Raw genomic sequence first — 13,769 nt, 5'->3', positions numbered from 1 at the left:
TGTAATTCAACAGGAGGATATTATTTCCTTGTTTTTTCTTGAAGTTTTTTTATTTTTAGTTATTTTTCCTAGACTAAAGTAGATAAATCTCGCTGTAGTAAAATTGAAACCTGGCCGAATCTAAAAAAGACCATAATCTGCCTTAACGCAAACTATGGTCATTTGACACTATGATATATTTATATGTAGTTTCTAACTCTAATAATTTGGTTTTACTTTTTGAACTATTAGTTCTTCTATTAAATCTTCACCATCTATTCTTAATACAGCAAACCAATTATTATAAACTTCTTCTCTTGAACCCAAAATGAAATAAAACTTATCTTCATAAATAAAAGGCCAAAAACATGTATATCTCAATCCAAAATTGGGATTTTTAATTGGTGACCACCAGGGATCAATTTTATTTTTAAATGACAAATATCTTTCTACCCAATTATTTGGAAAAATCTTTCTTGCTCTTTTTAAAAAAATTTCAAAATCATCATCAGTAAAAGGTTTATCAATAACTTGTTCCTCATCAAAAATAAAATAAACATCTCCATCTCTATAATGTGTTCTCGAATATAATGCATAAACATAATCTTCTTTTCCGTCATTATCTATATCAGCAACAAAATGTCTGAGATACCCTGAATATTCATATTGATATATTTTAGTACTATATTTTCTCTTTTCTACATCAAATTCTTCAATTGAAATTGATTCATCTGGAGGCTGAATAGCATAGCCTACATAACTATGATTTCTTCTTAATTCAGCTTGTAGTATTATATCTTTTAATTCTTCGTTTTCACAATGTAAAATAGCTATTTCACCATCTTTGGGTTTTATTTTATTTTTTGGATATTCTATCAAATCTATTTCAGTTGGATAATTCTCTTTGGGAATAAACTCACTTGAAATCTTTTCTTCATCTTTAAACCAATTAATATCAAATTTGTATAACCAATAACCATCTTTAGTAATTTCAATTTTAAGAGAAGTCCCTTTATCAGTAATAAACAAATTTTGTTTACTTATTACCTTTACTTTATCAATCCAAACACTTATAAATTTAGAAGGTTCAGCACCACCTTCACCATAGGGATAAATTGCTCCTAATCCCATTTTAATCCTAATTTTAGTCCCATTATTTAATTTTACATCCACAGGTTCAGAACTAAAAACTTCCTCATTATATATTCCATATGGAATGATTAAAATAGAATCATTTTTATCATCCTTTTCAATTCTAAAATAATAATCCATCCAATCACAAAATTAATCCTAATAAAATTTTTTTCATCTTGATCCTCCATTTTATTTTTTGTACTTTACAATAATATTTATATTTACTTTTGGATAATAACTATTGATTAAGTCCAGTGTTTCTATTCTTGAAAAGTCTATATTATAGAGAACAATGATTATTACTATTGATGCAAGTACTGCTGTTAAAATTGTAATGTTAGTATTGGAGACTAGAAAGTATCAGATTTAATACGAGAAATAATCTCTTTATCTTTCCAGGTACCCTTAAAAAATCTTCCTGTGATATTCCACCCTTACCAATCCTAAATGGGTAAAGGGCTGTAAAAGGAAATAAGGATGATAAAAAAGATTCCAAATGAATTGGAGACCTTTTTCGCCTTGTTTTAGTCCCTGGAAGTTATATCCCAGCTCATTTCAGGAATCATCCAGAAAATAGATTCTAGCGTATCTTCTGATATATTTCCTTAATCTTATCCTTAAGACTAAGACCTTCTCTATCCTGTATACCCTTCATGTTTTCCATATAATCCATAACCTGCAGCAGGACTTTTAAAAGTTCCTTCTCATCTATAATGTTTTTAAGTTTTTCCCTGGAAACTGCTTTTAGACTTATACCAAAACTGTACTTAATCATCTCATTTAAGAGTTTAAACAATTCTTTTTCATCGTCTTCTTTCTTTACCTTCACGAAAAGTTCCCTGAGCCTATCATCAGTTTTTTTCCAGTACCTGCAGGATAAAAACAGAATAAGAGCCAGTACTATTAAACTTGAAATAAGTGGTTTAAGGGTGAGACTTTACCATATACTGCAGAAGAGCCATGATGAAATTTTTCTTCATCATGGCTTTTTTCGTTAGTATTCGGATTTAGATTGAAAAATTATATAATTTTTATCTTTTAATTTTATGATATTTCAAGCAGAACAAATAGTATCCAAAAAACTAAGAATGACTCAATTTTCAAAATAATTATATTATTAAACTAGTCTAGAATATTATCATTTTATTTACTTAAAAAGTTAATCCATGAAGCAATTTGTGAACTTCTAGCTGAATATTTTACTTTATATAGTTCACCCATTATATTTTTATGCATTGTATCTACCTTTTCAATTTGTTCAATATACCTTACTCATTTTCAAATAAATTTATTGCCTCTTTCAGGCTATCTGCCCTAAGATTTATTAAATATTCAATTATCTTATTTATCGCAAAAGAGTTCCAATATGCTTTAGGCAAAATGCTATCTTTTTGTAACATATTAATATTCTGTTCTACCTTATTTTCAATTTCAATCAACCTATTATGATACTTTTTCAATTTGTATATGTAGTTACATAATTTAATCTACTAATTTTTCGATTTTGAAATAAACCGGCCTTGTTCCATCTGTACAGCATGCAATGATAATGTTTTTATCCTCATACCATTCTCCAAAATTGCCGTCAGCTGCAAATCCTACTAGGGATTTGTAAATATCATCCCATGCCCATGGACAAAACCCACTTGGTAGCCCAACCCAAGGATTTACAATGAATTCTTGACCTTCTTTTAAAAACTTCACATGGTCCCAGTGTCAATTTTCTTTTACTTTCCACATACTCATCAACGAATTCCTTATTAAAACTTGTCTTTAAAACAGTAATTTTACAATTCATTTTAACCTCCTCTTCAAAATAATTAATGTATTCCTTAGATATATAATATCATAAGATGTGAGCAGTACACAATCCTATTTTAATTACTTCTAGATTCCAATTTAAATACTTTATTGTCACATTAACCATTTTTTTACAAGAAATATTCAAAAAGAAAGAAGAGAACAGCTAAGATCGTAATTTCCATACCAATAAAAACAGATGTTATAGTCTTCATGTATTGCACTAAGTACCTATATTTTCTTCTTAGGCACATTGTGCAAAAGTAAAATATAGGTTATTATATAGTTAACCAATAATATCAAACCATGGTCACCTTTATTCGATACAAGGATAGCAAAGATATGAAAGCTAAAAGTAAAGTTATGTAGGTCCCAAATCTCTGTCAGGATTAATTAGAGTTTCATATTGACTGACTATTTCTGCTTATTCATTAAACAATAAGCATATAGTAGGAATCCATCCCTTACTAAGTCTTTTTTACTATCTACTTCATCATGATATTTATAATTCCTTCAACTTCGACGAAACTAGACATAAAACAATAAAAAACCCCCTATATAGGAGGCTTATTGACTCATTCCCACTTTGACGGACACCGGATCGTGATTGTATAATTAAATCATGAAAGGGTGTTAATATGGGAAACAAAAATAGGTTTTATGATGATGAATTCAAAGCCAGTGCCGTAAAAATGGTAGTAGAAAAAGGTCGAACAATAAGTTCTGTAGCCAAAGATCTGGGAGTATCACAACCCTCTCTAAGGCGTTGGATAAAGTGGTCTCTCTTAAAATATAGTTCAGGGGTGCAATTATCAAAGATAATAGGATCACAATAACAGGCCATTGATGCTGCATACTCCATTCCATATGCTCGAAGAATTTCAATATAGGCACACCTTGTAAATTTATAAATCACTTCCTTTTTATCTGCTGATACCTTTTCTGTCCACTCAAAACCGGTTCCTTTACCAAGATAATCGGTCATATCTTGTCTAAATTTATCAATATCTTTTATATCAGGGTTTGGTTTAAAAGTTTTTGCCAAATAAGGTACTGAAGCAGGAACACTTAATTTTGCTATAATAATTTGGACTTGTTCCATCCTATAATTTTTCTTTAATCTATTAAACAAACATATAAAAGGAGTTAAATCTTTAAATTTCTTTTCATAAGTCTGTCTAACTTCCTCATTTGGTAAATCAAATAGTTCTGGCTTCCAGCCTGGTTTATTAAAGATTGGATCCCATAAAAATGCTTTCAAGAGTATACTGGTAGCCTTCATACTTCCAATCTCATCATTCAGGATATGCTTCATTCCTTTCATAATATCTAGTTGTGCTACAGAATCCATTGCACCATTTTGTGACTTTAATTTTTTAGCTTCATAAAATTTCATTATATCCCTCCTTTTGTATTGGTACTACCCTAATCAAAATATCTTATATTTTTTATACTACTAGCTATTAGCTGATCAATTCTAACTAAATTAACTTACCTTCTTTTAGCTTAAATTATTACTAATTTACGTTTTATTCAATAGTTTAGCAGGCTTATAATCATTATTAGGTCCTTGCCACCTAAATTTATCTACAGTCCATTTCCCAATCTGTATTGATTCAACTGGACATTGATGAATACATCTCATGCATAAATAACATTGATTTGAAAATATAACTTCATTATTTGTAATCCTTATATTATTAGCAGGACAAATTTTCTCACAGAGTCTACATTTAATGCATTTATTGTCAACCCAAAACCTATTCTTAATAAATCTTTCACCAGGATTATAAATCATTTTTACAAAAGAATCTAATACTACCCCTCTTGCCTTTAATTTTGACATTACTAAATCTTCTCTATTTAATTCTTGCTTTAGTTTATCAGTATTTTTATCAATAAAATTATAAATCTTATTCACATAATTTTTAATAATTGGATTTTCTAAATAATTTTTTGACAGAACTTTTTTCACAAAATTTGAGTCTTTTTTCATGAAAGCTAAACCATCTGATCCTGGCATCTTAACTTCTTCTGAAACTAATGGAATGAAACCTTTATCACTAAATTTTTTTGCTGTTCTTCTTAAAGAATTACCTGCATAAAATCCAAAAGTGGAAAATAACATAACTCCTCTACTTTTAGGAAGGGACATTCGATCTACATATTCCTGCAAAAATAATGGCATATCACAAGCATAGATTGGAAAACCAAAGATAAGAATATCATATCCTTTTACATTTTCAGGCGAAAAATTTTCTATAGATGATAGCTGAATTTTATAATTATCTTCCTTACACTTTTTATATATCATATTGGCAATAAAATAGGTATTACCAGTTCCGCTAAAATAAAGAATTAATATTTTCATAATTCTCCTCCTTTTTTGGTAAATTTAATCATCCAGCTTTTTAGTTAGTTTCAGGAAAATGATTAATCGAATAACCTAAAATTAATTTAGTCAAAAAAGTAATCGCAAACCATAATACTATTACAGGTGGATTTATTATTAAATACAAACAACTATACCTATTAACCAGAATACACTAGCAAAAGTACTCTTATAATCATCCTTTATTACTTCAGTTACTAACAAAGCTGCTAAAACAGGATATAGCCATGAAAAGATAAAGAAACTTATCGATGTTTTAAAAGTTATAAATATAATTAATGGTTGTAAAATGTGTAATGAGTAAAAGAATAGCCTTAACTTATGACTTGAAGCATGAAAATTATTTGTTAATTTTGTAAAATTAGCAATTACACCCCCGAGATCATCGGTTGCTATTAAAACAATAATTGCTTTTTGAAGCATATTTGTTGTTTCTTTTATTACTGGCACAAAAAAGGCTAGAAAAATACCAAGTAAAATTGAAACCAATCCTATTACTATAACATCAAAAGTTTTTGGATTTTCACCAAAGAAAAATGAAATCTCATCTTTAATTTAATTCATTAATATCTCCCACTATTAAGTTTAATGCATTTTTGAACGAATAATCGTTCAAAAATAAGCATAAAATTTAATCTTTTTTAATATAAATTTCTATTGCTTTTAAAAAGGAATTGAAAATTTTATCAACATCAAAATCTTTTGGTCTTAATAAACTTTGAATCCATAATCCATCAAAAGTAGCTCCTACCCAAGAAATTAAAGCTTGAGGATCAATATCCTCTCTAATTATTCCTCGCTTTTGATCTCGATTTATCCTTTCTACCATATAATCAATATAATCGCTATATACTTCTCCTAATTTTTCAAAATCTCCTTTAATCCCTTGATAAAAAACATCAATCAGAATATTGATTTCATTTGTTCTTTCTTCTTTAATTTGCCTTTTGAATTTTTCTAAAATCAATTCAAATTCTTCTAAAACAGTTAGTTCCTCATTTTCTTCTGGAATATATAACTCTTGTAAGAAATATTCCAATGCTTGTTTAATCAGTTCATCTTTATTCTTAAAATATTCATAAATAGTACTCTGCCCCATATTAATTTCTTTAGCAATATCAGCTATTTTTAATTCACTCAACTCTTTTTTAGACAAAGCCATCAATGTACCTTCAATGATTTCTTTTCTTTTTTGCTCAACATTAACTAATTTTGGAGACATATCTCCACTCCTTTCAAAATAATTTTTATCGAATAACTAGTCAATAAAAATTATACTAATTCTTTATCAAATTGTCAAATGTTTTAAAAGTTTCATTTCAATTTTTAATCAATTTTTAATGACTTTAAAAAATTATTTTTCTTCTCTATCTATCATTAGTTCTCTTATTTTCTCTAAAGTATTAGCCTACCTATTTAAATACTTCTAAACCACATACCTGCTTAAAAACAAAAAATTTAGAGTCTAAAATTTCCATTATATATTTATTTATCATTTTATCATCTAATAATTTATTTAATTATTCAGTTTAATATTGTTGATTTAATTGTTAGAGAGGTTAAAAGCTATACAATCTTATAAAAAACAGAATTTAGCATGTCGTGTAACGTCCCGCAGGTTCGCGACGTCCCATGTAATACTCCTAATCTTGATAAACCCTATATATCTTACATAAGTCAACTTATCTCTTATTTATGTTCCTAACTGGGATGTCGCTAAGGTGCTGTTATGTGATGTTTCTGGCGTGCTCTTGACCTTTCTCTTTAAACATCTACTTTATAATTTAACACTAATTCATCTCCTGTACTTCCTCTTATTCCCCAATTACATGCAGGTGTTTCAAAAATTGTTATCTCAATATCTTTAGGAGATATCTCTAATTCTTTTTCTATTTTCTCAAATAATAGTTTTATTAATTTCTTCTTAGTTTCTTTCTTCCTACCTTCAAATATACTTATTTCAATTATCATATAATTCTCACTTCTACTCGATGGAAAATAAAAATCTTCCTCTTTCATTGGAAAAAATCTGTGAAACCTTTTATCTTCAGGATATTCAAATACCTCAACTATACATGAATGAATTATCTCTGACAAATCTTCTTTAATTGGATTTAAATATTTCTCTAAACCATACACCTTAATTTGCCCCATAATTTATTCCTCCTCCGACAAAACAATTTTCAAAATTTGATTTCCACCTTTTACAAATTCATAATCTACATCTTCCTTTTTAAAGCGAAATTTTGCAAAATCCTTATCTTCCATAATCCGCTGAACAAAATCTGATTTTTCACTCTTTAAATTTACTAATGGAAATATCCTAATCTCTTTTTTAGTAATTCTTATTAATTCCTTTAATGTTCTTTTATGAAAATCATAATCTAAATGCTCATCATACATAAATAAAAAATGAGATACCAAAGATATACTAAACTCCTTATCTCTAAAATTACTACCTGGATACTCAACAAATTTATAGTTAACACCTTTAGTTTGGGAAAAATCTTTTATAAAGGTCTTATATGCTTTTTCTCTATGCTTTTCCAAATGGTCTATGTTTTTAAAAAATTTCCACTTATATAGCTCCTTTATCCCCTTTAACTTATCCATAACTTCTACTAAGTCATTAGAACATTTATCCTCAATTTCATCAGCACTAAATTGATATATTCTATCACTACTTATTACATCATATCCATCTTCCCTAGCCGTAGCTCCAAACGAAGAAACACCAGAAGCAACATCTAAAATTTTTTCTTTTGCTAAATTTAACTCCTCTAATGCAAACATCTTATAGTATTCCTCAAATGTCCTCCCAATTAAAACTACCTCCTCTAATTCTAACCCTCTACTCATCTAATCTCTTCTCTCCTCTCTATGATTTCAAAATGATTTTATAGCCAGAAATGTTACATAACGTGCCAGGCATTTGTCGGGTAGAAACTGGGTGCGCACATCTGCTAACTTAAATTACTCAAAGCATTCAACGACCTTCACTTTTCCTAAGATAGCCAGGTAGCAAAGGTTACCTGATATCGGTTCTCTTCACTCTCTGTGTCCCTTACCATCGGGTATTTACGTTGGTCCTATTGTAAATAAGTCATCAAATCACGTTCCCCAGAGCCCCCCTCTCATCCCGGACGGTCGGTTTTCCCGAATCCGGTTGGCAGCGACAACTTTCCCTAATAACCCTTCCTATATAATTACAGATTTAAGTATTCGCCTACGTACTCTCATTAATTATACAGTTTGATTATAAGCTCGACATTTATTGAGGTTGATACTGATATCCCAGCACTGTGTCTGGACAGTATTTCCTTTAAATGTCCGTCATCTACCGAGAGCCCCTTTGCCCATTTGAGGTGTTACCTCTCCTGGAGTAATGTCCCTTCATTACTTAAACTAGTATTACCTAGTTCTCATAGCTACTATAAGCTCATGCGACAATCCTAAGTCCTCTCTACTTTTAGGTTGTACCCCTATAAGCATCGTCTTTGCTGGTTATGACGAATCCCAGCTGGAAGTAGGATTTTCCCGTCGTTACTCCGATAATCTTTCCCTGGGTGTAAGAACCCATACCCCGGCTGCCTTTGTAGTGCCTTTAACCGTTTCTTCCTACAAAGCATGGTCTTCCCTGACTTGGAAACAGGTCGACGCTAGGCATTTATCCCTTCAACAGTTTCAGAAGGGTAATGATTTCGAGGCTGCAGTATTCGTTTCCTTCCTTCAAACCCCCAGGTTTGCTCGTCGCTCAGACTGTTCTGACCTATCCTCTCTGCGTAGTATAAGGCCACTGCGACTTTTACACCCCAAGCATCATCACGGTTCGTTACCTCACCGTACGTTGGATATGCTAATCATCTAATTCGGTCAACTAATGATACAAGGACTTTCACCTTGCTAGATTATCGGCATTAATGGCCGCGTCCACGAAGTTGATGAGCCTTAGCCAGACTTGGCTTAGGTTCATCAATTTGGGTGTAACGATAGTGGAGCCGTAAACTCATTGTTAGCTGATGTTGATATACGGAAAATTCACCATTAAAATAATTAAAGCTTATATTAAAGTGTAGCATTTTCTAGTGTATTTTCCTTAATCAAAACTACATTATCTTCTTAAGCATAGGTAATGCTCTAAATACATAGTGTGATAACAAGAAACATAATGATAAGGTAGTACCAGCTACTAGCATCATTTTCACTAGGGGATATATAACAAGATCTCTCATAAGTAGTGACACAGCTACTAAAACTAACGTGTGCCAAACATAAACGCTAAAGCTATTTTTAGATAATATTACCATCAACCTACTTTCTGTATTAAATTTCTCTCTAAAGAATCCTATTAATCCAACAGACATACCGAAACTTATGAAACTTTCCCAAACAGCATATACATAACTCTGCCAATTTAGTTTACCCTTTAATATATAATCACCATGTTCAATTACACCACCTAGCACAATAAGAGCTAGCCAACTAATAATACCTATTACGATACTTCCTATTAACCATCTTTTTGCAACTTTATATCTTACTTGATTAAACCAACCATATTGATATGCCTTAATACCAATTATGAATGAAGCAATATGTTGCGCAAAGTTACTAAGTGGCATATTTAAAAATTCAAACCCTATTGGAAAGACTAATCTAACTAAATAACTAACTGTTCCAACTAAAATAATCGTTAAAATTATTATACTCGTATTAGGTAAATGCTTAGCACTTACTTCTCGTTTTTTTCCTATCATAGCATAAATTATAGAAAAAATAAGCAATGCAAATGCAAACCACAAAGGTCCAGAACTATCTAAAAACTGACCCGTAGTTATATATTCTTTAAGATATAACAAAAAATTATCTTTTGGTACTTTCTTCTCTCCCGCAATATATAACAAATACATTGTTAATGGATAAATAAATAAGACAAATAATAAGACTGGTAATCCTAATCGATATAATCTACCAGTAATATACTCTTTTTTTCCTTTTTTAGCATATGATTTTGCTGTATAATAAGCGGCAATAAGAAACAAAAAACCCATGGAATATCCATTTATAAAAGTTACAACTAATGCTGAGATCAACTTAGATAAGTCACTCATTTCTTGCTCCTCAATATAATGCCAATTAGCTATGCCACTATATGTCAATACAGTATGCAAAATAACAACTGCCACAATTGTAATTAATCTCAAATAGTCAATATAATTATCCCTGTAATTACTTTTAATCGTATGCATTTTTACACCTTTCTCTCTTCAATTTATTTTTAGACCTTCGCGTATATCTATTATGTACCATTTTCATATACCATAAATTCCATCTCAACTTCGCAAAAAAATAGTATATCAATGTCAGCTAACGTCCCGAGTATTCCCGACGTGCTCGTGCCAAAGGCCTGTCATGACTTTTGCCGCAATTCGCAAAAGTCATGACAGAGAGCATGTCCCGACAGGGTAGCCGGTTTTTGGCGTCACGGGAATACTCTGTTATCTGATGGCTGAGGCGCCCACGTCTATACTTTATAAAACCTTATTTGAATTTAATATAATTCATCTTATCTTTATTTTTTAAATATCCCCATAATACATCGGAAAGAATTTGGTTTAATCTACGTAAGCGTCAAAACGCCCCCACCTGGAAAAGTTGAGGACGTTATGATAGGCTAATTCTTATGAGGTATCCTGCATTCTTCAGGAATAGATTGAGACCAGGGTAATAATTCATCCAATTCATCTATATTTTGTAGATCAATGTTGGGTAGTTTCTCAAAAAGATATTTTAGATAAAAGAATGGTACTAAGTTGTTTGCTTTGGCGGTCTCTATGATACTGTAAGTAATGGCACTGGCTGTAGCTCCTTTTACCGACTTGGAAAATAGAAAGTTCTTTCTCCCAATAACAAAGGGCTTGATTGCTCTTTCTGCCCGATTATTACTGATCTCTAGTCTACCATCCAGGAGAAAGGCTTCTAGTTTAGGCCATTGATTGAGACAATATTTAATAGCTTTGCTGAGACCACTTTTAGGTAAAGTCTGTTGTTCCTTGATTTTTAGCCATGACAAAAAGGCCTCCAGAACTGGTTTGCTTTGTTCAAGGCGTTTTTGATATCTTTCTTCAGCTGATAAGTCTTTTAAGTCCCGTTCAATCTGGAAGAGTCGATTGCAGAAATTCAGACCTTCCTCAGCATTAGTTTTTAAGTGAACAGAGCCTTTAGGTAATGCCTTTAAGGCATCTGTGAAACCACGTCTAGCGTGAGCAAAACATCCGAGCTGGGTGACGTCCTGAACACTATTGTACCCAGCATAGCCATCGGTTTGAAGAAACCCACTGAATCCAGTTAAGAATTTCTTCGGATGTTCATTAGCCCTGGAAGGTTGATATTCATATAAGTAGATCGGTGGACTGGAAACTCCAGTAGCATAGAGCCACATATATGATTTGCTTTTAGCTGCTTTACCTTTTTCAGATAAAACCTGAAGTGTAGTTTCATCAGCATGTACGATATCTTCTTTTAATAAATATTCATATATTCTATCATATAGATAGTTAAGCCAGTTGTTGACTCCATGGATTACCCAGTTAGCCAGATTTTGACGGGATAGCTCAATGCCAAAATTCTTAAATTGTTTCTCCTGTCTGTAAAGAGGTACTGCTTGAGAATATTTGGTATCCATGATATATGCCAGTAACGATGGAGAGAGAAAACTCCCTTTTAAAACTGGATTAGGCATAGGAGCAGTAATTACTGGAGTTGTGATATTTTCCTTTTCACAATTTCTACAGGCATAAACATCACGAACATGTTCAACAACCTTAACCTGAGCAGGAATAATCTTTAATTCTTTTCTAATTTCCTTACTCATGACATGAAGTTGCTTACCACATTGCGGACAGATCTGCTCAGCTTCATCTAGATGATATTCAATGACTTCAACAGGGAGATCTTCGAAGGACTTTTTCTTTTTGTTTTTGCCCTTACGTCTTTTATATGTAATCTCCTCAAGTTCGGGTTCTTTGAGACTGACCTTAGCTTCCTGTTCAGCCTCATTAAAAATTGATAACTGATTAGAATTAGATTTTTCACTAGAAGCACCAAATCGCCTTTGTTGGTTTAAGCGAAATTGTTCCTCATACCAGTTTAATTTAGCTGTCAATTCTTCAATTTGTTGAGCCTGTCTTGCAATTTTATCTTCTAAAGATAGCTCTTGATTTTCTTCTTTATTAACTTGTATAGTCGTTGATTTATCAGTAGTTTTCATAAGTCTATTATATCATTTTTAGGAGAAAAAAGATACTAAAATTAAGCGTAAAAGCTCTGATTTTACAATGTTTTTGAGCCTTTTGTCTAAAGTTTATTTTAGATGATTATTCTTTCTTTAACGGCAGAATGAGCACCTTTTTGATGAATAGATAAACCATCAAGTAACCACCTGAATTGTCTTTCATCAATCATTACTGTAGAGCCAGTAGTACCATCAGGCCATCTAAATCTACTTTTTTCCAGGCGTTTGTAGTGTAACCAGAAACCATCATTATCCCATTCCAAAATCTTGAGCTTGTCCTGCTTTCTGTTACAGAAGACAAAGAGGTCATGAGAAAAGGGATTGAGCTTAAAGCTCTCCTGAACTATTAAGGATAGGCCATTGATTGATTTCCTAAGATCAGTAGGCCCTAGGGCTAAGTACACCTTATTGATATGATGTTGATTTAACATTGTTCCTTAAGAATCCTGACAAGAGTTTCAAAAGTATTAGGATCAAAACCTGGAACGATTTCTATGATCGCCTGGCCTATAGTTATTTTTATGGTTTTAGTTTCAGAATTGGTATCTTCTGCTCGGGCAGGAAATACAGCTGTCCATTTAGTTTGACTAGATTCCTGTTCTTTCTTTTCCTTATTAAATTTATGAGTATAGTATCTTAGAGAATTAATGCTTAGACCATTCTCTTCACACCATTTGGCAGCAGTTAAACTACTTGCTTTGTAATCCTGGATTCTTTCAATCCAGATTTCACGTTTGTTATTCATCTTCAAATAACCTCCCTCAGGGAAATTATCTCATAGATTTCGGCTGTAAGGAATGTGGGTTATATTTGACGCTTACTTATATAGCTCCATATGTCGTCCTTTCTATATCCTTTAAATTGATTATTTTTACTACCCGATTTTAACCTAACTACCCTCGATTTCTGATAACGTACCAGGGGTTTAAGAAGTTCCTGAATCTTAGGGCTACTGCCCTTGATGAAGGAATTTGGACGAAACGATAGTGGAGTCTTAAACCCCATGTTATGTGAGTAAGCTGCCAAGCAGGACAGATTGGGAGGTCCGAGGAGGGACCTGATCTGTACTGCGCTTTTTCCGTAATTATTTTTATTTTCCGTTTCTTACCTATTCTTTATATACTTTCTCAATATATCAAAACTATTAAGTTTTTGTACACTTTTTGAAAA

Annotated in this window: 12 protein-coding genes and 1 pseudogene; 1 reads left to right on the top strand and 12 read right to left on the bottom strand. The window is 31.6% G+C overall.

Going from position 1 to position 13,769, the window contains the following annotated elements; genetic code table 11:
- Nucleotides 1-198: 198 nt before the first annotated feature.
- The 3 genes from GM661_RS07790 to GM661_RS07780 all read right to left on the bottom strand — a co-directional run bounded on the left by GM661_RS07790 (nt 199) and on the right by GM661_RS07780 (nt 2,817).
- Entirely contained in the window at nt 199-1,251 is a 1,053-nt protein-coding gene (locus GM661_RS07790) for a hypothetical protein (protein WP_230869501.1), read from the bottom strand.
- A 442-nt stretch (nt 1,252-1,693) separates the two neighbouring features.
- Nucleotides 1,694-1,942: a hypothetical protein gene (locus GM661_RS07785; RefSeq protein WP_230869500.1), complete on the bottom strand. Its 249-nt coding sequence runs from the start codon at nt 1,940-1,942 to the stop codon at nt 1,694-1,696.
- A 653-nt stretch (nt 1,943-2,595) separates the two neighbouring features.
- On the bottom strand, nt 2,596-2,817 hold the full coding sequence (locus GM661_RS07780; RefSeq protein WP_230869499.1) for a TIGR04076 family protein: 222 nt from the start codon (nt 2,815-2,817) through the stop codon (nt 2,596-2,598).
- A gap of 734 nt (nt 2,818-3,551) precedes the next feature.
- Between GM661_RS07780 and GM661_RS19175 the strand changes: the two genes are divergently transcribed.
- The gene (locus tag GM661_RS19175) at nt 3,552-3,749 is read left to right on the top strand and encodes a transposase (RefSeq protein WP_407929623.1); all 198 of its coding nucleotides are present in this window, start codon (nt 3,552-3,554) and stop codon (nt 3,747-3,749) included.
- Here GM661_RS19175 and GM661_RS19170 read toward each other — a convergent pair.
- The 9 genes and pseudogenes from GM661_RS19170 to tnpA form a co-directional block, all read right to left on the bottom strand.
- Nucleotides 3,689-4,015, bottom strand: a pseudogene (locus GM661_RS19170) (L-2-amino-thiazoline-4-carboxylic acid hydrolase); the annotation flags it as partial. The gene GM661_RS19175 and the pseudogene GM661_RS19170 sit on opposite strands and share 61 nt — an antisense overlap.
- Before the next feature lie 420 nt (nt 4,016-4,435).
- On the bottom strand, nt 4,436-5,284 hold the full coding sequence (locus tag GM661_RS07770) for an EFR1 family ferrodoxin (protein WP_230869497.1): 849 nt from the start codon (nt 5,282-5,284) through the stop codon (nt 4,436-4,438).
- Nucleotides 5,285-5,936: 652 nt separating this feature from the next.
- Nucleotides 5,937-6,527, bottom strand: a complete 591-nt coding sequence (locus tag GM661_RS07765) for a TetR/AcrR family transcriptional regulator (protein WP_230869496.1) — start codon at nt 6,525-6,527, stop codon at nt 5,937-5,939.
- A 542-nt stretch (nt 6,528-7,069) separates the two neighbouring features.
- Nucleotides 7,070-7,459 (bottom strand): tautomerase family protein, encoded by a 390-nt coding sequence (locus GM661_RS07760; protein WP_230869495.1) that lies wholly within the window; start codon nt 7,457-7,459, stop codon nt 7,070-7,072.
- 3 nt (nt 7,460-7,462) lie between these two features.
- Nucleotides 7,463-8,164 carry a hypothetical protein gene (locus GM661_RS07755; RefSeq protein ID WP_230869494.1) on the bottom strand — a complete coding sequence of 234 codons (702 nt, stop codon included), beginning with the start codon at nt 8,162-8,164 and terminating at the stop codon, nt 7,463-7,465.
- A 1,247-nt stretch (nt 8,165-9,411) separates the two neighbouring features.
- Complete coding sequence (locus GM661_RS07750) at nt 9,412-10,554, bottom strand: acyltransferase family protein (RefSeq protein WP_230869493.1); 1,143 nt, start codon at nt 10,552-10,554, stop codon at nt 9,412-9,414.
- A gap of 425 nt (nt 10,555-10,979) precedes the next feature.
- Entirely contained in the window at nt 10,980-12,575 is a 1,596-nt protein-coding gene (gene tnpC, locus GM661_RS07745; protein ID WP_230869492.1) for an IS66 family transposase, read from the bottom strand.
- Nucleotides 12,576-12,673: 98 nt separating this feature from the next.
- Complete coding sequence (tnpB, locus tag GM661_RS07740) at nt 12,674-13,030, bottom strand: IS66 family insertion sequence element accessory protein TnpB (RefSeq protein WP_230869491.1); 357 nt, start codon at nt 13,028-13,030, stop codon at nt 12,674-12,676.
- Entirely contained in the window at nt 13,024-13,344 is a 321-nt protein-coding gene (gene tnpA, locus GM661_RS07735) for an IS66 family insertion sequence element accessory protein TnpA (protein WP_230869490.1), read from the bottom strand. The genes tnpB and tnpA overlap by 7 nt, the downstream gene beginning before the upstream one ends.
- Nucleotides 13,345-13,769: the final 425 nt, after the last annotated feature.

It is taken from the genome of Iocasia fonsfrigidae (genome assembly GCF_017751145.1).
Lineage (GTDB): Bacteria > Bacillota > Halanaerobiia > Halanaerobiales > DTU029 > Iocasia > Iocasia fonsfrigidae.
Note: the sequence above shows the minus strand (reverse complement) of the source record. Positions and strands in the feature narration are given on the sequence as shown.

Coding starts and splice junctions, on each gene's coding strand:
- GM661_RS07790 (WP_230869501.1), bottom strand. CDS start 1,251: ATGGATTATTATTTTAGAATTGAAAAGGATGATAAAAATGATTCTATT.
- GM661_RS19175 (WP_407929623.1), top strand. CDS start 3,552: ATGGGAAACAAAAATAGGTTTTATGATGATGAATTCAAAGCCAGTGCC.
- GM661_RS07770 (WP_230869497.1), bottom strand. CDS start 5,284: ATGAAAATATTAATTCTTTATTTTAGCGGAACTGGTAATACCTATTTT.
- GM661_RS07765 (WP_230869496.1), bottom strand. CDS start 6,527: ATGTCTCCAAAATTAGTTAATGTTGAGCAAAAAAGAAAAGAAATCATT.
- GM661_RS07760 (WP_230869495.1), bottom strand. CDS start 7,459: ATGGGGCAAATTAAGGTGTATGGTTTAGAGAAATATTTAAATCCAATT.
- GM661_RS07755 (WP_230869494.1), bottom strand. CDS start 8,164: ATGAGTAGAGGGTTAGAATTAGAGGAGGTAGTTTTAATTGGGAGGACA.
- GM661_RS07750 (WP_230869493.1), bottom strand. CDS start 10,554: ATGCATACGATTAAAAGTAATTACAGGGATAATTATATTGACTATTTG.
- tnpC (WP_230869492.1), bottom strand. CDS start 12,575: ATGAAAACTACTGATAAATCAACGACTATACAAGTTAATAAAGAAGAA.
- tnpB (WP_230869491.1), bottom strand. CDS start 13,030: ATGTTAAATCAACATCATATCAATAAGGTGTACTTAGCCCTAGGGCCT.
- tnpA (WP_230869490.1), bottom strand. CDS start 13,344: ATGAATAACAAACGTGAAATCTGGATTGAAAGAATCCAGGATTACAAA.